Below are 21,846 nucleotides of genomic sequence, written 5' to 3'. Positions count from 1 at the left end.
TTCTACTACCCCTTGATCGCAATGTTGAAGCGCAACGACGTGGCGAGCAGGCCGTTGCGGAAATAGAAGCGGTGTCCCAGCGCATTGGACAGCGGCGTATCCAGCGCCAGCTTGCCGCAGCCAAGAGCACGCGCCTCCTGCTTGAGGCGGGTCATTAACTGCTCCCCATGGCCGCCTCCGCGTAGTGCCTCATCGGTCACTAAATCGTCAACGTACAGGAAGCGACCGTGTACCAGGTTCTCTTGCACACGAAAGCCTGCCAGTGCCACGACGCGAGGGCCATTGAGCAGTGCCAACAGGCGGTAACCGTCCGCCACCTGCCGACTCCAGCGTGCGAGGAAGTCGTCTTCGGATGCCAGATGCGGGCGCAACTGCGCCATCACGGGGTAGCAACTACGGACGCCGTCCTTATCGTCTATGTACTGTGCGACTGTCGTCAAGGTATTCAATGCGAGGCTCCCGGAACGGCCGGCTCGGCGATTGTTGGCAGTGCGAAGCGCAGCGCGCCGGCAATGCGGTTCCAGACATTGATGGCGCCGACAGCGGCGGTCAGGAACGAGATCTCAGACTCCGAAAACTGTCCTTGCAATTCAGCGTAGACGGCGTCGGACACACCATTTCCGGCCATGAGTGTCAGTGCTTCGGTCCACGCCAAGGCGGCCCGCTCGCGCGCCGAAAACACGCCCGCATCGCGCCATACGGCTACCAGATCGAGTTTGGCCGGGATCCCCCCGAGTTGGCGCGCCAAGTTCAAGTGGTACTGAACGCAAAACGCGCAGCCGTTGATTTGTGAGGCGCGCAGCTCGATCAGTTCGGTCAGCGACCTGTCGAGTCCCGAATCGTCGACTGCTTTGCCAAGGGCGTGGAGGGCAGCGGTTACGGCCGGAGCGGTTCGATTGTAGCGGCTCCTGTCTATGCGTGGTTGGTGGTCGAAAAGTGTCATTGTGTTGTTCCTTTGCACGTGGGATAATGTCACAACTCTAACATGATGTTCGAATGCTGACAATATGGACGAAACTCGAAGCAAAGCCGCCGTACCAGCCGTTGGCGAAGGCAAGCGGGGCGAACAAGGCCACATCGGTTATCTGCTCCGGCAAGCGGGTGCTGCCCATCGGCTCAGAATGGAGCGCGCACTTTCTGACCTCGCGGTAACGCTACCGCAGTTCTCGGTGCTGACCATGCTCGCGGCCTACCCCGGCGCGTCCGGTGCCGATCTGGCGCGTCTGTCATTGCTGACGCCTCAGACGATGAGCGTCATCGTGTCGAACCTGGAGCGCAATGGTGCTGTATCGCGTCGTGCGCACGCGATACATGGGCGCATTCAGCAGATCGAGGTGACCGAGGCTGGTCGGCAGCTTCTCGCAAAATGTCGTGCTCGCGTCAAATCAGTGGAAAAAGACCTGCTGGCCGGCATCTCCCAGAGCGATGAACAAATAATCAGGCGTTGGCTGGTGACGGTGGCATTGCACGACAGCGTGCGCTGAATAACGAAGCGACCGACGCAACTCGACTGTCCATCGTCTGATGAGCGCCATGACCACGCCACAGTGGTTTATAGACGAGCGACGGCTGACCGCTTTCAGAGAGTAGCGAACTATCCTCGTGGCCGCAAAGCGACTTTCCGCCGACGGTTCCAAGCCAGCCAAGAACCGACATTAGTGAGCCTACACGTCTGCATGTCCGAATATTTCATTCAGCTATGTGCCGAGTCGGAAATTGATGCGCCGGTTGTGCCAGCGTGTCCAATATAATTTCACGCAGAATATCGTGGGGATCCGGAGGTGGCTAGGTATCAAGGCTGGCAACCTGCCAACGCCAAAGAGGCGGCCGATTTCATTTCTAGGCAGTCGAACATAAAATTTGGCCAAGCCGGTGAATGGTGTCAACTTGCCATCCGCGACAAGCAAACCGGCGAGTTGATCGGCGACTTCGAAGTACGGTTCCCAGCAACAACGGAGGATCCAATCGAGTTCGGTCTATCGCTCAGGCCAGTTCATCAGCGCAAAGGGTACGCACGTGAGGTCGTCGCGACCGGTATCAACCTCGCTTTCCGGCAGTGGGGTTGTCGCAGGTTGATCTGTTCAGTCGACCCTCGCAACACGGCGAGCGTGACACTGTTCCGAGCGCTGGGCTTCCGTCAAGAGGCTCATCACGTGGAAAGCTATCATTTCCGTGGAGAGTGGTTTGACGACGTGATCTTCGCGATGCTCGCCCATGAGTGGCCCAGGGAGTTTGGAAACGACTAGAAGCAAGAGGCGCCGCCTTGAGGTCGACGGGCATTCGAGCGCGCATCGTGGGTGTCTCTTGGTGGCCGCCCTTCCGTTACCCCTTGATTTCGCCCGGCACGACCAAAGCGTGATCCGTCACCGTGCCGGCCACGCCAATCAAGCATTCTCCCCCAGCGCCGCCAGCATCTCCGCCTGATGCTCGGCCGCCAGCGCGGTGGTAAGGTCCGTCAGTTCGCCATCCATGATGAAGTCGAGCTTGTACAGCGTCAGGTTGATGCGGTGGTCGGTCATGCGGCCCTGCGGGAAGTTATAGGTGCGGATGCGCTCGCTGCGGTCGCCGGAGCCGATCAGGCTCTTGCGGGTCGCGGCTTCCTTGGCCTGCTTCTCGCGTAGCTGGCCGTCCATGATGCGGGTGGCCAGCACGCGCATTGCCTGCGCCTTGTTCTGGTGCTGGCTGCGGCCGTCCTGGCATTCGACCACGATGCCGGTCGGGAGGTGGGTCAGGCGCACCGCGGAATCAGTCTTGTTGATGTGCTGGCCGCCGGCACCGGAGGCACGGAAGGTATCGATGCGCAGGTCGGCGTTGTTGATCACGACATCGGCCAGCTCGTCGGCTTCCGGCATCACGGCCACGGTGCAGGCCGAGGTGTGAATGCGTCCTTGCGTTTCGGTGGCCGGCACGCGCTGCACGCGGTGGCCGCCGGACTCGAACTTCAGTTTCGAATAGGCGCCGGCGCCGGCGATGCGCACGATCACTTCTTTGTAGCCGCCCAGCTCGGACGGTGACTCCGACATCATCTCAACCTGCCAGCGGTTGCGCTCGGCGTAGCGGCTGTACATGCGCAGCAGGTCGCCGGCGAACAGCGCGGCTTCGTCGCCACCGGTGCCGGCGCGGATCTCGAGCAGGATGTTGCGTTCGTCGTTCGGATCTTTCGGCAGCAGCATTTTCTGGAGGTCGATTTCGAGCTGCTCCATGCGCGCCTTGGCAGCGCTGATTTCTTCCTGGGCAAACTCCTTCATCTCGGGGTCCGACAACATCTCCTGCGCATCGCTGACGTCGGCCTCGGCCTGCTGGTAATCGCGGTACAGGGCCACCAGCGGCCCCAGCTCGGCATGCTCGCGCGTCTGCTTGCGGTACTGGTCCATGTTGGACGTGGCCTCCGGCTGCATCAGCAGCGCGTCAAGTTCGATCAGGCGATTGGCCAGTTGGTCGAGTTTGGCCAGCATTGATGGTTTCATGGTGTCTTCTGTGTTGGTCAGTGTTAGCAAGTCGGGCGGGGTTCGCGATTCGGAACCGCAAAGGTGCCGGGCGCTGAAAGCGGGCACGGCGCGGGCGGCCGCGCGGGATAGTGGTCAGCGCAGCTAGCGCTTGGTGCGGAATAGTTGCGGCAGCAATGCCGCCAGCCGGGCGCGCTCGTCGCCCTGGGCTTGATGCAGGGCCTGTTGCGGGCCGTGCAGGAATTTGGCGGTGATGCCTTTCGATAGCGCTTCCAGCACCAGCTCGATATCGTCGCCGCGCGCCAGCATCTTGCGCGCGCGCTCCAGTTCCAGCAGGCGCATCGCTTCGCCGTGTTCCTGCAAGTCCTGGATCAGCGGCACCACCGAGCGGGTGTCGATCCAGTGCATGAACGATTGCACCCGGGTTTCGATGATCGCCTCGGCCTGTGCTACCGCGGCCTGTCGGTTTTCGAGGCCGGTCTGCACCACGGCGCCGAGATCGTCGACGGTGTACAGGAAGACGTCGTCGAGCCGGCCGACTTCAGCTTCGATGTCGCGCGGCACCGCCAGATCGACCATGAACATCGGCTTGTGGCGGCGGGTCTTGATTGCGCGCTCGACCAGCCCGAGTCCGATGATCGGCAACGACGATGCGGTGCACGACACCACGATGTCGAAGTGCGCCAGTTGTTCTGGCAATTCGGCCAGCCGGATCGCGCGGCCGTTGAAGCGGTGCGCCAGCGCCTCGCCGCGTTCCAGCGTGCGATTGGCGATGGTCAGCGATTTCGGGTGCTGGGCGGCAAAATGGGTGGCGCACAGTTCGATCATCTCGCCGGCGCCGATGAACAGCACGTGCTGGTCGGCAACCCGGTCAAAGATGCGTTGCGACAGGCGTACCGCCGCCGCAGCCATTGACACACTGTGGGCGCCGATCTCGGTGGTAGTGCGCACTTCCTTCGCGACCGCGAAGGTGCGCTGGAACATCTGGTGCAAATAGGTGCCCAGGCCTCCGGCCGCTTCGGCCTGACGCACGGCGTCCTTCATCTGGCCGAGGATCTGTGGCTCGCCCAACACCATCGAATCGAGGCCGGAAGCGACGCGGAAGGCGTGGCGCACTGCATTGTCTTGCGGCAACATGTACAGATGTGGGCGCAGTTCGGCGTAAGGCAGCTTGTGATATTCAGCGAGGAAATGCGCGGTGGCGTCGAGCGGATTGGCGGTCTGGCTGGCCGCATACAGTTCAGTGCGGTTGCAGGTCGACAGGATCGCTGCCTCGTCGTTGGCGCTGCCCGAACCGGAAATCGGCTCGAGCCGTTGGAACCAGCCGCGCGCCGCTACCACCGCCTGACCAAGCTGGTCCGGCGCAAAGGCGACCTTCTCGCGCAGCGATACGGGCGCGGTGGTGTGGTTGAGGCCAACGGCGAGCAGTTGCATTTCGGGGGTTTTCGGGTCGCGAGACCGGATAATAGTCACCCGCTATTATAAGGGATGCGGTGCGGTGCCGGGTTTTACGTGAGTCACGCTACCGGGCTGTCAATTGCTCGTTGCCCTGTAGTTGCCCACTAGTTAGGGTTAGCCATTCGGGCTGAGTAGCCGCGCGGCGGCGTATCGAAGCCTGTTTCTGCCTGCAAAATGCGCCCTTCGATACGCTCCCTTCGATACGCTTCGCTACTCAGGGCGAACGGACCTACTCAGGGCGGGCGGATCTCAGTGCGAACGGCACTTGCAAACCGGTGTTGCAAAAATCAACCAGCCCGAGCCGCTCGATCGCTGCGACCCCGATCATTCCGTCACCTGCTCCAGCCGATAGCCGTAACTGTAGACCGGTGCCAGCCGGTAACCATGTTCCGGTCGCAATTGCAGCTTGTTGCGGACCCGCGACACGTGGGTGTCGACGGTGCGCGATGGCATCTCGTCATCGTCCAGATCCCGTGCCCACACGGTTTCCAGGATCGTCGCACGCGACAGCGGCCGTCCCAGGTTTCGAAACAGCAACAGCGCCAGCGCGAATTCCTTGTGGGTCAGTTCGATCGGTTCCCCGTTCAGCGTTAGCAGGCTGGTGCGCAGGTCGAACCGGTAATGGCCGTACTGCACCTGCTGGCTGGTATCTGGCAGCGGATAGCGGCGGAACAACAGGACCTGCATCCGGGTCGCCAGCTCTGCGGCCCGGATCGGCGTCATCAGATAATCGTCGGCGCCGGCGTCCAGCGCCGCAGCGAAGGCATCGGGCGCGACGCCGTCGCCGATCAGCAGCAGCGGCAAATCATGTCCCAATTTTTCGCGCGACCAGCCGATCAGGTCGACGTTGGCCGCCTCCGGCATCGGCCAGGCGATGATCAGCAGCGCGCAGTCGCCGCGTCGCAACTGCTGCTGCAGCTCTTTCACAGTGGTGAAGGACTGGCACTGATACCCGAACGCGGTCAGCGTATCGCAGATCAGTACGGACTGGCTCGCTTGGGGTTCGAGCAGGGCGATTTTCATGGCACAGGACAGGTGGCGAAAATGGCTGCCGCGACAGCCATTCTCATCTCGACCGGATAGACAAACACAAACGTATCTACCACTTAGCTTCCGAATTCCGGATCCGGCAGCACCACGTTCACATCCAGCACTTCCAGATTGCCCTGGCGATCCAGTGACAGCTTGATGTCCTCAGGATTGACCTTGGCGTACTTGGAGATGACCGCGATCAGTTCCTTGTGCAGTGCCGGCAGGAAGTCGTGACCGCCGCGACCGCTGCGTTCGCGCGCGATGATGATCTGCAGCCGTTCCTTGGCGGCACTGGCGCTTTTCGGTTTGTTGGTGAACAGAAATGAGAGCAGGGCCATGTTACTTCCCTCCGAAGATGCGCTGCAGCAGGCCGGGTTTTTCGTAGGCAGTGAAACGCATCGGCACATCGTGGCCCAGGAAGCGCGACACCACGTCTTCGTAGGCTTCCGACACATCGCTACCCTTCAGGTGAATCGCCGGATGGCCCTGGTTGGATGAATGCAGAACCGTTTCCGATTCCGGGATGATGCCGATCAACGGAATCCGCAGGATTTCCTGCACGTCGGAATGCGACAGCATCTCGCCGGCATCGACCCGCTTCGGCGAATAACGGGTGATCAGCAGATGCTCCTTGACCGGTTCGCCGCCGTTCAGCGCGCGCCGCGATTTGGCCTGGATGATGCCGAGGATGCGGTCGGAGTCGCGCACCGACGACACTTCCGGATTGGTGACCACGATCGCTTCGTCGGCGAAGGTGAGCGCCATCAGCGCGCCGTGCTCGATGCCGGCCGGCGAATCGCAGATGATGTATTCGAACCCCATGTCGACCAGGTTTTTCAGGACCCGCTCGACACCTTCTTCGGTCAGCGCATCCTTGTCGCGGGTTTGCGAGGCCGGCAGGATGAACAGGTTGTCGCAGTGCTTGTCCTTGATCAGCGCCTGGTTCAGGTTGGCTTCATTGTTGATGACATTGATCAGGTCGTACACCACGCGCCGCTCGCAACCCATGATCAGGTCGAGATTGCGCAGGCCGACGTCAAAATCGAGCACCGCCGTTTTGTGGCCACGCAGCGCGAGGCCGGACGAAAAACTGGCGCTGGACGTGGTCTTGCCCACGCCACCTTTGCCGGACGTCACAACGATGATTTTTGCCACAAAAAAGCTCCTTTAGTCGATGCGATTGAACTGTAAATAATGAATCGGATTAGCGCCCGGCCGGATTGACCAGCGCGACCTCGATACGGTCGCCGATCAGCCGCACCTGCGCCGGCTTGCCCGCCAGTTCCGCCGGGAAACCATTCTCGAAGGTGCGGTACATGCCGGCGATTGAGACCAGTTCCGGCTCCATGCCAAACGAAAAAATCCGCGCGGCGGCGTTGCCGCTGGCACCCGCCAAGGCCCGACCGCGCAGCGGCGCGTAGACGTGGATGCTGCCGTCGGCAATGATTTCGGCGCCATTATTGACTGCTGCGGTGACGATCAGGTCGGCGCCGCGCGCATAGATGCGCTGGCCGGCGCGCACTGGCGTGTCGATGATCATGGTGGTCAGCGGCGTGCCTGGTGCCGGGTTGGCGGCCGCAGGCTGGGTAGCCGGGGCCGGGCTGGCCTTGGCCGGCGGCGCGACCATGTCGTCGCGCGCTTTCGCCACGACGTCCAGGCTCAAGCCATGCGCCACGATCGCGGCGCTCATTTCAGGCGCGGCATTGCGCACCGCGACCGGGTTCAGATGGTAGGACTTGAGCAAGGCGATCAGCGCGGCCCAGTCGATCCTGGTATTGGGCAGGTCGAGTGCGCCGACATCGATGACCGCAAATTCATCATCGAAAAAATCGGATACGCCGCCGGTCAACTGTTGCAAGGCAGCATCGAGTATCGCCGGATCGGTTTCGTGCAAGATGGTGGAAATGGCCACCACGGTGGATATCTTGATTTCGATCGGCTTGCGGGTTTGGCTTTTTGGCATAAGAACGTGTGTGCTGCGGCCTGAAGCCTGGTTTCCAGCGGGAAATAAGTCAAGGCAACGGATGTTGTGGCCTTGCACCTGAACAAAACGAATCCTACCAAGATTAAGGCAAAAGCAAAAGCTTGGTGGCGGCATGGAGTACTACTACGTTTTGATTTGTCGTTATTTGTGATTATTGTGTGGCTATTTGCCGTCAACTTCGATGCAGATGATGATGAATTGGGTCGTCATCCCAGTCCGTCGGCAAGCTCAGGATGGACTGGCCTTCGGCCACGCTGGGATCGAGTGTCTTTCAGTGTGTGCTAGAGGTATTCATTCGAAAAGGCATCGGCCCCGCGCAACGGATGCCGCTGGACCCCAGCGTGGCCGAAGGCCAGTTTATCCTGAGTCTGTCGAAGGGCTGGGGTGACAGAAATTATTGTAAGTTTTCACACGGCATGGCATTGCCAGGAAATTGCAATTTAGTGCCAGTATATAAAAACTAATTAGTATGCATATGCGGAAGATTTGTTATATGTGTGCCAGTATGTGTTCCAATCCGTTGCCTGAACCAGATCAGACGCCCACATACCTTTGCCACACTTCAGGCGCCCGCCGCAAGGCGTCCGAATCGCCGGCCCACACCACCTTGCCGCGCTCGATCACGGTGTGGCGGTCAGCCAGCGCGATCAGGCGTTGCACATACTTGTCGATTACCAGCGTGGTTTGCCCGAGCGCGCGCAATTGCGCCAGGCAGCGCCAGATTTCTTCGCGGACCAGCGGTGCCAGGCCTTCCGTCGCCTCGTCCAGGATCAGCAAATGCGGATTGGTCATCAGCGCGCGGCCAATCGCCAGCATCTGCTGCTCGCCGCCCGACAATTGATTGCCCATGTTGGCGGCGCGCTCCTGCAGCCGCGGGAACAGCGCATAGACCCGGTCCAGGGTCCAGGGATCGGCGGCGCCGCTGCGGTTGGCGGCGAACGCGACCAGGTTCTCGCGCACCGTCAGGTTCGGAAATATCTGCCTGCCTTCGGGCACCAGCGCGATGCCCAGCCGCGCCACCCGATCCGGCGCCAGCTGGTCGATGCGCTGGCCGTTGAATACGATGCTGCCGCCGGGCAGGATGCGGGCGAGGCCGAGGATCGAGCGCACCGTGGTGCTCTTGCCCATGCCGTTGCGACCCAGCAGGGTGGCAACCTGGCCGCGCTCGATCGTCAAGTCGATGCCGAACAGCACCTGGCTGCTGCCGTAGGCGGTTTCAACGCGCTGCAGTTGCAGGATCGCGCTCATTTCGCGGCCTCGCGGGTGTTATCGCGCAATTCATCGTCCCCTTCACCGCTCAATTCACCGCTTGAATCCCCGCTCAACTCATCGCCTAATTCATCGCCTAAATAGGCTTGCCTGACAGCAGGATTACTGCGGATCTGGTGCGGCGCGCCGGACGCGATGATGCGGCCGGCCACCAGCACCGAAATCCGGTCCGCCATCCGGAACACCGCGTCCATGTCGTGTTCGACCAGCAGCACCGCGATGTCGGGGCGCAAGTCGGTGATCAACGGAATCAGCCGCGCCGATTCCTCCTGCCCCATGCCGGCCATCGGCTCGTCCAGCAACAGCATGCGCGGATTGGTGGCCAGCGCCAGGCCGATTTCCAGCTGGCGCTGTTCGCCGTGCGCCAGGCTGCCGGCAATACGGTGGAGTTGGGCGGCCAATCCGACCCGTGCGGCGATTGCCGCTGCCTGCTCGAACAAGGCGTTCTCGGTCACCACCGGCCGCCAGAAACGCATGCTGCCGCCCGACAGCGCCTGCACCGCCAGCGCCAAGTTGTCGAGCACCGAATACGCGCTGAAAATATTGGTGATCTGGTAGGAGCGGGCCAGGCCCAGCGCGACGCGCCGGTGCATCGGCAGCTGCGTGATGTCACTCCCGTCCAACAGGATGCTGCCTTGGTTGGGTGTGATGGCGCCCGAAATCTGCTGGATCAGCGTGGTCTTGCCGGCACCATTGGGGCCGATGATGGCATGGATTTCACCCGGCATCAGCGTCAGGTTCAGGTGATCGGTCGCGACCAGGCCGCCGTAACGCTTGACCAGATTGCGCAATTCCAGCAGTGCCGGGCGCGGGGAATCGGGCTTCATGCAGGTGGACGTCATACGTCGGCTGCGCGCTTGGGATGCGATCGGTGCAAGCGATCGGCCAGGCTGGCCAGGCCGTTCGGCAGCAATAACACCACGGCCAGCAGGATCAGGCCCAGCACCAGCTGCCAGTGTTCGGTATAGCCCGACAGAATTTCTTCCAGCAGCAGCATCGCCACGGCCCCGATCAGGCCGCCGAAAAAGTAACCGCTGCCGCCCAGAATCACCATCACCATCAGGCTGCCGGATTGGGTCCAGTGCACCAGATTCGGGCTGACCAGCATGTTCTGGTTCGCCATCAAGGCGCCGGCCAGGCTCGCCAGTGCACCGGCGATCACGAAGCAGACCAGCTTGTAGCGGAACACCGGATAGCCGATCGCTGCCATCCGTGCCTCATTCTCGCGCACAGCCTGCAGCACGCGACCGAAACGGGAATTGATCAGCCGTTGCAGCAGAAACAAAGCGGCAGTGATGATGCCGAGCACCACGTAATAAAACGTGCTATCCGATGCCAGCTCGACGCCGATGCCGCCGCCAATGCCAATACTTGAGCGCGCCGCCAGGCTCATGCCGTCGTCGCCGCCAAAGGCTTTCAACGAGATGAACAGGTAGTACATCATCTGCGCAAACGCCAGTGTGATCATGATGAAATAGACGCCGCGCGTGCGCAGCGACACCGCGCCGATCAGCAGCGCCAGCGCGGCGCCCAGCAAGGTGGCGGCCGGCCATGCCAGCCACGCCGAAGCGACGCCGTATTGCATCAGGATGCCGACCGTGTACGCGCCGGCACCAAAGTAGGCGGCATGGCCCAGACTGACCATGCCGCCGAAGCCGAGGATCAGGTTCAGGCTGCTGGCGGCCAGCGCAAAGATCAGCAGGCGGCTGGCCAGGCCGATATAAAACGCCTGCCCCAGCACATTGGCGGCCAGCGGGAAAATCAGCAGCACGGCCAGCAACAGGGCGCACCAGCGCAGCGACAGGGCATGATGCATTTTGCTGGTGGGGTATGAATTCATCGTGGTCCTATCCGCGCGCCGGGAACAAGCCCTGCGGTTTGAAGAACAGCACGCCGGCCATCAGCACGTAAATCAGGATCGACGCCAGCGCCGGTCCCAGGTTGGCGGCGACGTCGATCGGCATCAGCGCGCGCAACAGGCTCGGCAACAGGGTTCGGCTCAAGGTGTCGACCACGCCGACCAGCAACGCGCCGACCAGCGCGCCGCGGATCGAGCCGATGCCGCCGATCACGATCACGACAAAGGCCAGGATCAGGATGCTTTCGCCCATGCCCACCTGCACCGACAGGATCGCGCCGAGCAGGGCGCCCGCCAGTGCACACAACGCGGCGCCAAACGCAAACAGCAAGGTGAAGATCAGCTTGATATTGACACCCATCGCAGTCGCCATCTCGCGGTTCGACGCGCCGGCGCGGACCCACATGCCGAGCCGGGTTTTGGCCACGATCAGGTACAGCAAGGCCGCGACCGCCAAGCCGGTGGCGATGATGAACAGGCGGAACGATGAATAGAAAAAGCCCGGCAGCAGTTCGACCGGTTGCGCCAGTTGCGGCGGCGTATTCAGCATCAGCGGCTGCACGCCCCAGATCATGCGCGCCGCCTCATTGAAGATCAGGATCAGCGCGAACGTCGCCAGCACCTGCGACATGTGATCGCGCCGGTATAGCCGGCGCAAGATCGCGATCTCCAGCACTGCGCCGACCAGGGCGGTGACGACCAGCGCCAGCAGCAATCCGAGCCAGAACGATCCAGTCAGCGCGCTGAAGGTCGCCGCACAATAGGCGCCGATCATATACAGCGAGCCATGCGCCAGATTGATGAAGTCCATGATGCCGAAGATAAGCGTCAGGCCGGCGGCCAGCAAAAACAGCATCAGGCCGAACTGCAGCCCATTCAAACCATGCTCGATTAGCACAGTGAGATCCATGTCGGTTCCTTTGGCGGCAAGGTGAGACGCAACCAGTCTGCTACGTTTGATATTGCCAGCGTGCTGCATCCGCAATATTAACAAGCTGCAATCGGCTGCCGCATATCAGGGTATGCAGGCCGGTCTTGTCCTGCGTGAATTTGCTACAAATCAACACAGCAAGCAATCTTGCAAAATTACTTGCGGTTTGGATAGTTTATATCTAAAGTATATTTTGTTGAAAGAAATCGTAGCGTTTTAAGTGAATTTTCGTGCACGCACTTGCGTGCATAATTTGCGCGCAGGGATACCACCCTGCACGCCGTCCCGCCGTACAACAGATCGCAACAGATCGACCGGAGCCGACATGAGCGCAAGCGCTTACCTGGACACCTTTGCCCGTGACAACTTACCGCCGCGAGCGCACTGGCCGCAGTTATTGTTCGAGCTGCCGGAGCTGCAGTATCCGGACCGGCTGAACTGTGTGGTCGAGTTGCTCGACCGGATGGCGGTCGGAGCGCAAGCGCAGCGGCCGGCGATCCATAGCCATCAGGGCGTGTGGACGTACGCGCAGCTGCTGGCGAAGGTGAATCAGATCGCGCAGGTGCTGCGCGATGACATGCAACTGGTACCGGGCAATCGGGTGCTGTTGCGTGGCGCCAATAATCGGATGATGGCGGCCTGCTGGCTGGCGGTGCTGAAGGCCGGCCTGATCGCGGTGCCGACCATGCCGTTGCTGCGGGCCAAGGAATTGACGGTGATTCTGGACAAGGCGCAGGTCAGCGCAGCATTGTGTGCCGAAGATCTGCGCGTCGAGATGGATGCCGCGCGCAGTGGCGCGCCGCAACTGGCACAGGTGGTGTACTTCAACGGCGACGCACCCACCGCGCTGGAGCAGCTGATGGCGGCCAAGCCGACCGAGTTCAAGGCTTGCGATACCGCCGCCGACGACATCGCGCTGATCGCATTTACCTCAGGCACCACCGGCAAGCCGAAGGGCACCATGCACACGCATCGCGACGTGCTGGCCATCTGCGATTGCTTCCCGCGCTCGATCTTGCGATCACATGCCGACGACATTTTCATCGGCACCCCGCCGCTGGCGTTCACCTTCGGCCTGGGCGGCCTGCTGCTGTTTCCGCTGCGGGCAGGCGCTGCCACCGTGCTGCTCGAAAAAATGACACCGGAAGCGCTGCTGAAAAACATCCAGGATTTTCAGGCGACGATCTGCTTTACCGCGCCGACGTTCTACCGCCAGATGGCGCCGCTGGCCGCAAAATATGATCTGTTGAGCCTGAAAAAAACCGTGTCGGCCGGCGAGGCATTGCCGCGGGCAACGCGCGAACTGTGGCGCCAGGCCACCGGGCTGGCGATGATCGACGGCATCGGCTCGACGGAGCTGCTGCACATTTTTATCTCGGCGGCGGGCGACGATATTCGGCCCGGTGCCACCGGCAAACCGATCCCCGGCTATCAGGCCTGCATTCTGGACGACCAGGGCCAACCGGTGCCGGCCGGCGTGGTCGGGCGGCTGGCGGTGAAAGGGCCGACCGGTTGCCGTTATCTGAACGACCCGCGTCAGGCCGACTATGTGCATGAAGGCTGGAACCTGACCGGCGACGCCTACGAGATGGATGCCGACGGCTATTTCTGGTATCGCGCCCGCACCGACGACATGATTATCTCGGCCGGATACAACATCGCCGGGCCCGAAGTGGAAGACGCGTTGTTGCAGCATCCCGACGTCGCCGAGTGCGGTGTGGTCGGACTGCCGGACGAGGAGCGCGGCCAGATCGTGACCGCCTATGTGGTGCTGAAGCCGGGTGTCGAAGGTGATGCCGCGACCATCAAGCAGCTGCAGGAATTCGTCAAGCAATCGATTGCGCCGTACAAATACCCGCGCGCGATCAATTTCTGCAGCGCGCTGCCGCGCACCGAGACCGGCAAGCTGCAGCGCTTTAAACTCCGGCAGGCTGCGTAGCCAAGCGCATAAGTAGGCAACTAAGCAGCCCAGATTGAACCGATTTTGATGTATTTGTCGACCGAGGGGACGAACGTGAAAATAACAAGAATTTCTGCGATGTTGCTGGCGCTGTCGGTCGGCTGGACTGCCCACGCCGCCGACGAGGTCAAGGCCGGCGTGAAAGTCGGCATGGTGACCACGCTGTCCGGCCCCGGCGCCAGTCTCGGTGTCGATATCCGCGATGGATTCAATCTGGGCTTGAAACATCTCGGCAACAAATTCGGCAATCTGCCGGTCGAAGTGATCAGCGGCGACGATCAGCAGAATCCAGATGCGGCCAAGCAGCTGGTCGACAAGATGCTCAAGAAGGACAAGGTCGACCTGATGACCGGCATCGTTTTTTCGAACCTGATGCTGGCGGTCGGTCCGACCATCTTCAATTCCAAGACTTACTATGTCAGCGCCAACGCCGGCCCGTCGCAATATGCAGGTGAACAATGCAACCCATACTTCTTCAACGTCGCATGGCAGAATGACAATCTGCATGAGGCGGTCGGCAAGACGGTCAACGACAAGGGCTTCAAAAATGTCGCGCTGGTGGCGCCCAATTATCCGGCCGGCAAGGATGCGCTGACCGGCTTCAAGCGCTATTACAAGGGCCACGTCACCGATGAAATCTATACCAAGCTCGGCCAGCTCGATTACGCCACCGAACTGGCGCAGATCCGCGCCCAGAAGCCGGATGCACTCTACATCTTCCTGCCGGGTGGCATGGGTATCAACTTCATCAAGCAATTCGTCGACGCCGGCCTGTCGAAAAACATCCAGCTGTTCGGTCCCGGCTTCTCGGCCGACGAAGACGTGATCAAGGCGGTCGGCGCACCGATGCTCGGCATGTTCAACAGCTCGCAATGGGGACACGACATGGACAATCCACAAAACAAGCGCTTCGTCGCCGATTTCCTGAAGGATTATGGCCGCCTGCCGTCCCTGTATGCATCGCAGGGCTACGACGCAGCGATGCTGATGGACTCGGCGGTGCGCGGCGTGAAAGGCAAGATCGACGACAAGGCGGCCCTGGGCAAAGCCTTGCGGGCGGCCAACTTCAAGTCGGTGCGTGGCGACTTCAGGTTCAATCACAACCAGTACCCGATACAGAACTACTACTTGCGCGTGATCGGCAAGGATAGCCAGGGCCGCATCACGAACCGGCTGTTGAGTCCGGTATTTACCAACCATAGCGACGCCTATGCGGCGGCTTGCAAGATGCAGTAAAGCAGTCAGCATTGTGGTTGTCCTGCGGCCGAGGCATGGCGCCAGGACGGCCTGCGAAATTTGCGCAACAAAGTGAAAAGAAGCCAGGAATGGGAATGAATATAGTTTGTATCGGCGGCGGCCCGGCTGGCCTGTATTTCGGCCTGCTGATGAAAAAGCAGAATCCGGCGCACCGGATTACGGTGATCGAGCGCAACCGGCCGTATGATACCTTCGGCTGGGGCGTGGTGTTTTCCGACCAGACGCTGGGCAATCTGGTCAATGCCGACGAGCAGACCGCGCGCACCATTTTGCAATCGTTCAATCACTGGGACGATATCGACGTTCATTTCAAGGGACGCACGGTGACCTCCGGCGGCCATGGCTTCTGCGGCATCGGCCGCAAGCGGCTGTTGAACATCTTGCAGGAACGCTGCGAAGAACTCGGCGTGCGACTGGTGTTTGAAACCGACGTCACCGACGATCAAGCAATCGCGCGCCAATACAACGCCGACCTGGTGATTGCCTGCGACGGCCTGAACAGTCGGGTCCGTACCCGCTATGCTGCCACCTTCCAGCCCGACATCGAGCCACGCAAGTGCCGCTTTGTGTGGCTCGGCACCAAAAAGCTGTTCCCGGCCTTCACCTTTGCGTTCGAGAAGAACGAGCACGGCTGGTTCCAGGCCCACGCCTATCAATACGATGGCGATACCGCGACCTTCATTGTCGAGACGCCGGAAGAAGTCTGGCTGAAAGCCGGCATCGACCAGATGACCCAGCAGGAGGGCATCGCCTACTGCGAGAAGCTGTTCGCCAAATACCTCGACGGCAATCCCTTGCTGAGCAATGCCAGCCACCTGCGCGGCTCGGCGCTGTGGATCAAGTTCCCGCGCATCGTCTGCAAGGAATGGGTGCACTGGAACGAGATCGACGGCAGGCGGGTGCCGGTGGTGTTGATGGGGGACGCCGCCCATACCGCGCATTTTTCGATCGGTTCCGGCACCAAGCTGGCGCTGGAAGACGCGATCGAACTGGCGCGCTGCTTTGCGCAGCACGGCGAGCAAGGCGCGGAGAAAGTGATGCAGGTCTACCAGCAGGCACGTGAGCTCGAGGTGCTGAAGATCCAGAGCGCGGCACGCAATTCGATGGAATGGTTTGAAAACGTCGAGCGTTACACCGCGATGGAGGCCGAGCAGTTTGCCTATTCGATGCTGACCCGCAGCCAGCGCCTGTCGCACGAGAACCTGCGGCTGCGCGACCAGCGTTATGTCGAGAATTTTGAAACATGGATCGCCGATCACGCATTCGCGCAGGCCGACCTGCCGCGACCGGCGCACGACCGGCACAGCATCCCGCCGATGTTTACGCCGTTCCGGCTGCGCGGCACGGTGCTGAAGAACCGTGTCGTGGTGTCGCCGATGGCGCAGTATTCCGCGCTCGACGGTACGCCCGGCGACTACCACCTGGTACACCTGGGCGCGCGCGCGATGGGCGGCGCCGGACTGGTATTTGCCGAGATGACCTGCGTGTCGGCCGACGCCCGCATCACCCCGGCCTGCCCCGGCATGTACCGGCCGGAGCACACCCAGGCGTGGAAGCGGATTGTCGATTTCGTGCACCACAACACCGACGCGAAGATCGCGATGCAGCTCGGGCATGCCGGACCGAAAGGCTCGACCAGGCCCGAATGGGACGGCATCGACCTGCCGCTGGACGACGGCAACTGGCCGCTGGTCGCTGCATCGGAGCAGCAATATCTGGCTGGCATATCGCAGCATGCACGCGCCGCGACGGTGCAGGACATGTTGCGTATTCGGGCCGATTTCGTGCAGGCCACACAGGAGGCGGCCAAGGCCGGATTCGACTGGCTGGAGCTGCATTGCGCGCATGGTTACCTGCTGTCGTGTTTCATCTCGCCGCTGACCAACCACCGCACCGACCAGTACGGCGGTTCCCTGGAAAACCGCTGTCGTTTCCCGCTCGAAGTATTCGCTGCGATGCGTGCGGTGTGGCCCCAGGACAAGCCGATCAGCATACGCATCTCGGCCCACGATTGGGTCGAGGGCGGGATCACGCCGGATGACGCGGTCGCGATTGCGCGCCTGTTCAAGGCGGCCGGCGCCGACATGATCGACTGCTCTTCCGGCCAGGTCAGCAAACAGCAAAAGCCGGTCTACGGCCGCATGTTCCAGACGCCATTTGCCGACCGTATCCGCAACGAAGTCGGCATCCCCACCATTGCGGTGGGCGCCATTTTCGAGGCCGATCACGTCAACAGCATCATCGCGTCCGGCCGCGCCGATCTGTGCGCGCTGGCGCGGCCACATCTGGCGAACCCGGCCTGGACACTGACTGAAGCGGCCAAGATTGGTTATCACGAGATCGAGTGGCCCAAGCAATACCGCGCCGGCAAGGACCAGCTCGAGCGCAATCTGGAGCGGGAAAAGCAGCTCGCCGCCGCCAACAGCGGCCTGAGTCCGCAGCAGATCGCCGCTAAATTGCTGGAGGGTTAAGCATGGACAGCCATCAGCAACTGGCAGGACGACACGCGCTGGTCACCGGCGGCGGCCGCGGCATTGGCGCCGCGATTGTGCGCGCGCTATTGGCGCAGGGCGCGCGGGTTACCGTGCTCGGCCGCAGCCTGGCAGCGCTGCAGCAAACGGTCGCGCAGTTACAGGCGCAAGGCCAGATCCAGGCGGTGAGCGCCGACGTCACCGAGCGCGCCGCATTGGAGGCGGCGTGGGTGCAGGCGGTGAACGCCTTCGGCGCGGTCGACATCTTGATCAACAATGCCGGCCAAGCCGTGTCGGCGCCGTTCGGCAAGACCGATGCCGCGCTATGGCAGCAGATGATCGCGGTGAACCTGAACGGCACCTTCCATTGCACCCAGCTGGCCTTGCCTGCGATGCTGCAGGCGGGCTGGGGCCGCATCGTCAATGTCGCCAGTACCGCCGGCTTGGCCGGCTATGGCTATGTGACTGCCTACTGCGCCGCCAAGCATGGCGTGGTGGGCCTGACGCGTGCGCTGGCGCTGGAAGTGGCGAGCAAGGGCGTGACCGTCAATGCGGTGTGTCCAGGCTATACCGAGACTGACATCGTGCATGACGCAATCGCCAACATCGTCAGCAAGACTGGCCGCAGCGCCGAGCAGGCGCGCGCCGAACTGGCGGCGCGCAATCCACAAAAGCGGCTGGTGCAACCGGACGAAGTCGCCGACGCGGTGGTCTGGCTATGTCTGCCCGGATCGAGCGCGATGAACGGTCAGGCCCTTGCCGTGGCCGGCGGCGAAGTGATGTGAGGGCGGCGCAATGAGCAACAAGATCCCGGCAAGTGCAACGGGCAAGAACGGCCGCAAATTGGCTGCAATCCGGAACAATACCGCGGTCGATACCCCGGACGACACGCCGCTAGCGTCGGTCGACCGGGAAACCCGGCTGACGCAGGACCATCACCAGTCGCTGAAGCTGTGGCTGCGCATGCTGTCCTGCACCCTGATCATCGAGAATGAAATTCGCACCCGTCTGCGCAACAACTTCGATATTTCACTGCCGCGCTTCGACCTGATGGCGCAACTGGAGCGCTATCCCAAGGGCCTGCGCATGGGCGAGTTGTCGAAACGCATGATGGTCACCGGCGGCAATATTACCGGCCTGACCGACCAGCTGGAACTGGAAAGGCTGGTGGTGCGCGTCGCCGACCCGACCGACCGCCGGGCCTACAGCGTCAGGCTGACGCCGGCCGGGCGCCGCGCGTTCGAACAGATGGCGGCAGAACACGAGGGCTGGATCGTGGAATTGATGGGCGGCTTGGCGGTGCAGGACAAGGGCCAGTTGCTGCAGCTGCTGTCGCAAATGAAGGGGCAGTTGAATCAGGCATTGAGCGACAACAAGGCGCAGGACAAATCGTAAGGTCAAGGCGTAAGGTCGAGAAGCACAACAGCCGGATAACCGGCACCCGTAGGATGGGTGCAACCCATCATTGGCCGGCGCCAACGAGATGGGTTTCACCCATCCTGCCGGCGCCAAGCGAGCGGCACCAAATCGGCACCAGTAGCAATCGCAAACAATCAAGTCAATAAGGAAATATCATGCGTTATCTTCCCGGCCAACCGCACCAGCTGCCAGGCAATCGCCAGCAGTTGTCGGACTACCAGGCCCAGCATTTTTGCCTCGAGGTCGCCGCTGGCGTCGCGACCGTCACGCTCAACCGGCCCGAGCGCAAGAATCCGCTGACCTTTGATTCCTACGCCGAACTGCGCGACCTGTTCCGCGCGATGGCCTATGCCGACGATATCAAGGCGGTCGTGGTGACCGGCGCCGGCGACAATTTTTGTTCGGGCGGCGACGTGCACGACATCATCGGACCGCTGACCAAGCTCGACATGCCCGGCCTGCTGGCGTTCACCCGCATGACTGGCGATCTGGTGAAAGCGATGCGCGCCTGCCCGCAGCCGATCGTGGCGGCGATCGACGGCATCTGCGCCGGCGCCGGCGCGCTGCTGGCGCTGGCGTCCGACCTCCGCTACGGCACTGCGCGCAGCAAGACCGCCTTCCTGTTTACGCGGGTCGGGTTGGCCGGCTGCGACATGGGCGCCTGCGCGCTGCTGCCGCGCGTGATCGGGCAGGGTCGTGCCGCCGAGCTGCTGTACAGCGGCCGTGCTTTGGGCGGCGAAGAAGCCGAGCGCTGGGGTTTTCTGAATCGCCTGTGCGCACCGGAAACCTTGCAGGCCGACGCGCAAGGCTTCGCTTTGGAGCTGGCGCAGGGCCCTAATTTTGCACACGGCGTGACCAAGAAAATGCTGCAACAGGAATGGAATATGGGCGTCGATGAAGCGATCGAGGCCGAGGCGCAGGCGCAGGCGCAGGCGATCTGCATGGCGACCAATGATTTCCACCGTGCTTATCATGCCTTCGTGGCCAAGCAAAAGCCGGTCTTTGAAGGCGATTAAGGCGATTAAGGCGACTGAGACAATAGACATGGCAGATACCTCCTACCTCGACTGGCCGTTCCTGGCGGCGCAGCATCGTGAACTGGCGCAGGCGCTGGACGCCTGGGCCGGCCAGCATATTGCGCAGCAGCACGACGACAACGTCGACGCCGCCTGCCGCCATCTGGTGCGCCAGCTCGGCGCGGCCGGCTGGCTCAAATACGCGATCGGCGGCACCGCCTATGGCGCCAGCGGCGATGCCATCGATACCCGCGCCGTGTGCCTGATCCGCGAGACGCTGGCGCGCCATTCCGGCCTGGCCGATTTTGCATTCGCAATGCAGGGACTCGGTTCCGGCGCGATCACGCTGTTCGGCAGCGCGCAGCAGAAGCGCGATTACCTGCCGCGCGTTGCACAGGGCGCCGCGATCGCCGCCTTCGCCTTGTCCGAGCCGGACGCCGGCTCCGACGTCGCCGCGATGCAGTGCGCGGCCACGGTCGATGGCGAGCATGTCATCCTGAACGGCGAGAAGACCTGGATCTCGAACGGTGGCATTGCCGATTTTTACGTGCTGTTCGCACGGTCCGGCGAAGCGCCCGGCGCGCGCGGCATTTCGGCCTTCATCGTCGACGCCGAGACGCCGGGTTTGTTGATCGCCGAACGGATAGATCTGATCGCGCCGCATCCGCTGGCCAGGCTGAAGTTCGACAATTGCCGGATTCCCGCCAGCCAGCGCCTGGGCGACGCCGGGCAGGGTTTCAAGGTGGCGATGGCAACCCTCGATATCTTCCGCACCTCGGTCGCCGCCGCCGCGCTTGGCTTCGCGCGCCGTGCGCTGGACGAGGCTTTGCAGCGCGCGACCACGCGCAAGATGTTCGGTCAGACCTTGGCCGACTTCCAGCTGACCCAGGCCAAGCTGGCGCAAATGGCGACCGGCATCGACGCCGCCGCATTGCTGACTTATCGCGCCGCATGGATGCGCGATCAGGGTCAGCGCATCACCAAGGAAGCGGCGATGGCCAAGCTGACCGCGACCGAAACCGCACAACAAGTGATCGATGCCGCGCTGCAGATGTTCGGTGGGCTGGGGGTGGTCAGCGAACAGCCGGTCGAGCGTCTGTATCGTGAGATCCGCGCCTTGCGGATCTATGAAGGCGCGAGCGAAGTGCAACAGCTGATCATCGCGCGCGAGCTGCTGCGTGGATCCGATTCCAAGCCCAAAGGCGCCTGACCGCGCAGCCGAATTGACAGATAAGAGGAACACAGAAAATGCATATCCTGCAACCGCCCGGCTGGATCACCCCCAAGGGCTACAGCAACGGCATCGCCGCCACTGGCCGCACCATCTGCGTCAGCGGCACGATCGGATGGGACGCGCAAGGGCGCTTCCATACCAGCGATTTCGCGGGGCAGACCCGGCAAGCGCTGCAGAACATCGTCGCGGTGCTGGCCGAAGCCGAGGCCGGCCCGGAACACATCGTGCGCATGACCTGGTATGTACTCGACAAGAAGGAATACGTCGCTGCCTACAAGGAAATCGGGATCGCCTACCGCGAGGTCATCGGCCGGCATTACCCGACCATGACCGCGGTGCAGGTGGCGGGACTGATAGAAGACCAGGCCCGGCTCGAAATTGAAGTCACCGCCATCGTGCCGGTCTAGTTGCAATATCGTCTGGCGCCGGAACGCAAGCGATGCATCCCGCCGGCCGACCGCACCATGACTGCTCAATCATCTCAGCGGAAAACATCGGCCAGTAGCGCCGC

General features: G+C 62.0%; 21 protein-coding genes and 1 pseudogene. 10 read left to right on the top strand and 12 right to left on the bottom strand.

Translation table 11 applies throughout. The annotated features are described in order from the left end of the window. Positions 1–5: 5 nt before the first annotated feature. A complete protein-coding gene (locus ACFOFO_RS21855) occupies positions 6–449 on the bottom strand; it encodes a GNAT family N-acetyltransferase (protein WP_390327242.1) in 444 nt (147 codons plus the stop codon). After that, complete coding sequence (locus ACFOFO_RS21850; protein WP_390327240.1) at positions 446–943, bottom strand: carboxymuconolactone decarboxylase family protein; 498 nt, start codon at positions 941–943, stop codon at positions 446–448. The genes ACFOFO_RS21855 and ACFOFO_RS21850 overlap by 4 nt, the downstream gene beginning before the upstream one ends. Before the next feature lie 64 nt (positions 944–1,007). Here ACFOFO_RS21850 and ACFOFO_RS21845 point away from each other — a divergent pair, with 64 nt between their 5' ends. Next, positions 1,008–1,484, top strand: a complete 477-nt coding sequence (locus ACFOFO_RS21845; RefSeq protein WP_390332843.1) for a MarR family winged helix-turn-helix transcriptional regulator — start codon at positions 1,008–1,010, stop codon at positions 1,482–1,484. Between the two features lie 288 nt (positions 1,485–1,772). Then, positions 1,773–2,246 (top strand): annotated as a pseudogene (locus tag ACFOFO_RS21840) (GNAT family N-acetyltransferase); the annotation flags it as partial. 138 nt (positions 2,247–2,384) lie between these two features. On the opposite strand, the gene prfA reads toward ACFOFO_RS21840, so the two are convergent. From prfA to ACFOFO_RS21790, 10 genes are all read right to left on the bottom strand, one after another. Continuing rightward, positions 2,385–3,467, bottom strand: coding sequence for a peptide chain release factor 1 (prfA, locus tag ACFOFO_RS21835; protein WP_390327237.1), 1,083 nt, complete (start codon positions 3,465–3,467; stop codon positions 2,385–2,387). A 123-nt stretch (positions 3,468–3,590) separates the two neighbouring features. Beyond that, positions 3,591–4,880 carry a glutamyl-tRNA reductase gene (gene hemA, locus ACFOFO_RS21830; RefSeq protein WP_390327236.1) on the bottom strand — a complete coding sequence of 430 codons (1,290 nt, stop codon included), beginning with the start codon at positions 4,878–4,880 and terminating at the stop codon, positions 3,591–3,593. 348 nt (positions 4,881–5,228) lie between these two features. Next, the gene (locus ACFOFO_RS21825; RefSeq protein WP_390327235.1) at positions 5,229–5,927 is read right to left on the bottom strand and encodes a response regulator transcription factor; all 699 of its coding nucleotides are present in this window, start codon (positions 5,925–5,927) and stop codon (positions 5,229–5,231) included. An 83-nt stretch (positions 5,928–6,010) separates the two neighbouring features. Continuing rightward, on the bottom strand, positions 6,011–6,274 hold the full coding sequence (minE, locus tag ACFOFO_RS21820) for a cell division topological specificity factor MinE (RefSeq protein WP_390327233.1): 264 nt from the start codon (positions 6,272–6,274) through the stop codon (positions 6,011–6,013). A 1-nt stretch (position 6,275) separates the two neighbouring features. Next, positions 6,276–7,091, bottom strand: a complete 816-nt coding sequence (minD, locus tag ACFOFO_RS21815) for a septum site-determining protein MinD (protein ID WP_390327231.1) — start codon at positions 7,089–7,091, stop codon at positions 6,276–6,278. 49 nt (positions 7,092–7,140) lie between these two features. Further along, positions 7,141–7,899 (bottom strand): septum site-determining protein MinC, encoded by a 759-nt coding sequence (gene minC / locus ACFOFO_RS21810; RefSeq protein WP_390332841.1) that lies wholly within the window; start codon positions 7,897–7,899, stop codon positions 7,141–7,143. Positions 7,900–8,454: 555 nt separating this feature from the next. After that, positions 8,455–9,168, bottom strand: a complete 714-nt coding sequence (locus ACFOFO_RS21805) for an ABC transporter ATP-binding protein (RefSeq protein WP_390327230.1) — start codon at positions 9,166–9,168, stop codon at positions 8,455–8,457. Continuing rightward, positions 9,165–10,031 (bottom strand): ABC transporter ATP-binding protein, encoded by an 867-nt coding sequence (locus ACFOFO_RS21800; protein ID WP_390332839.1) that lies wholly within the window; start codon positions 10,029–10,031, stop codon positions 9,165–9,167. Before ACFOFO_RS21800 ends, ACFOFO_RS21805 begins: the two co-directional genes overlap by 4 nt. Beyond that, a complete protein-coding gene (locus tag ACFOFO_RS21795; protein ID WP_390328255.1) occupies positions 10,028–11,005 on the bottom strand; it encodes a branched-chain amino acid ABC transporter permease in 978 nt (325 codons plus the stop codon). Before ACFOFO_RS21795 ends, ACFOFO_RS21800 begins: the two co-directional genes overlap by 4 nt. Before the next feature lie 31 nt (positions 11,006–11,036). Then, positions 11,037–11,957 carry a branched-chain amino acid ABC transporter permease gene (locus ACFOFO_RS21790; protein WP_390327226.1) on the bottom strand — a complete coding sequence of 307 codons (921 nt, stop codon included), beginning with the start codon at positions 11,955–11,957 and terminating at the stop codon, positions 11,037–11,039. A 346-nt stretch (positions 11,958–12,303) separates the two neighbouring features. Between ACFOFO_RS21790 and ACFOFO_RS21785 the strand changes: the two genes are divergently transcribed. From ACFOFO_RS21785 to ACFOFO_RS21750, 8 genes are all read left to right on the top strand, one after another. Then, the gene (locus ACFOFO_RS21785) at positions 12,304–13,917 is read left to right on the top strand and encodes a benzoate-CoA ligase family protein (RefSeq protein WP_390327224.1); all 1,614 of its coding nucleotides are present in this window, start codon (positions 12,304–12,306) and stop codon (positions 13,915–13,917) included. Between the two features lie 99 nt (positions 13,918–14,016). After that, the gene (locus ACFOFO_RS21780; protein ID WP_390332881.1) at positions 14,017–15,174 is read left to right on the top strand and encodes an ABC transporter substrate-binding protein; all 1,158 of its coding nucleotides are present in this window, start codon (positions 14,017–14,019) and stop codon (positions 15,172–15,174) included. A 95-nt stretch (positions 15,175–15,269) separates the two neighbouring features. Then, complete coding sequence (locus ACFOFO_RS21775) at positions 15,270–17,666, top strand: bifunctional salicylyl-CoA 5-hydroxylase/oxidoreductase (RefSeq protein ID WP_390327222.1); 2,397 nt, start codon at positions 15,270–15,272, stop codon at positions 17,664–17,666. A gap of 2 nt (positions 17,667–17,668) precedes the next feature. Continuing rightward, a complete protein-coding gene (locus ACFOFO_RS21770; RefSeq protein ID WP_390327220.1) occupies positions 17,669–18,451 on the top strand; it encodes an SDR family NAD(P)-dependent oxidoreductase in 783 nt (260 codons plus the stop codon). A 10-nt stretch (positions 18,452–18,461) separates the two neighbouring features. After that, the gene (locus ACFOFO_RS21765; RefSeq protein WP_390327218.1) at positions 18,462–19,061 is read left to right on the top strand and encodes a MarR family winged helix-turn-helix transcriptional regulator; all 600 of its coding nucleotides are present in this window, start codon (positions 18,462–18,464) and stop codon (positions 19,059–19,061) included. 179 nt (positions 19,062–19,240) lie between these two features. Next, positions 19,241–20,101: an enoyl-CoA hydratase family protein gene (locus ACFOFO_RS21760; protein WP_390327216.1), complete on the top strand. Its 861-nt coding sequence runs from the start codon at positions 19,241–19,243 to the stop codon at positions 20,099–20,101. Positions 20,102–20,129: 28 nt separating this feature from the next. Next, positions 20,130–21,311, top strand: a complete 1,182-nt coding sequence (locus tag ACFOFO_RS21755; protein ID WP_390327215.1) for an acyl-CoA dehydrogenase family protein — start codon at positions 20,130–20,132, stop codon at positions 21,309–21,311. 38 nt (positions 21,312–21,349) lie between these two features. Continuing rightward, positions 21,350–21,742 (top strand): RidA family protein, encoded by a 393-nt coding sequence (locus ACFOFO_RS21750; RefSeq protein WP_390327213.1) that lies wholly within the window; start codon positions 21,350–21,352, stop codon positions 21,740–21,742. Positions 21,743–21,846 lie beyond the last annotated feature (104 nt).

Source organism: Pseudundibacterium arcticum, from assembly GCF_042646465.1.
GTDB lineage: Bacteria > Pseudomonadota > Gammaproteobacteria > Burkholderiales > Burkholderiaceae_D > Undibacterium_A > Undibacterium_A arcticum.
This window is presented reverse-complemented; position numbering and strand designations above follow the sequence as displayed.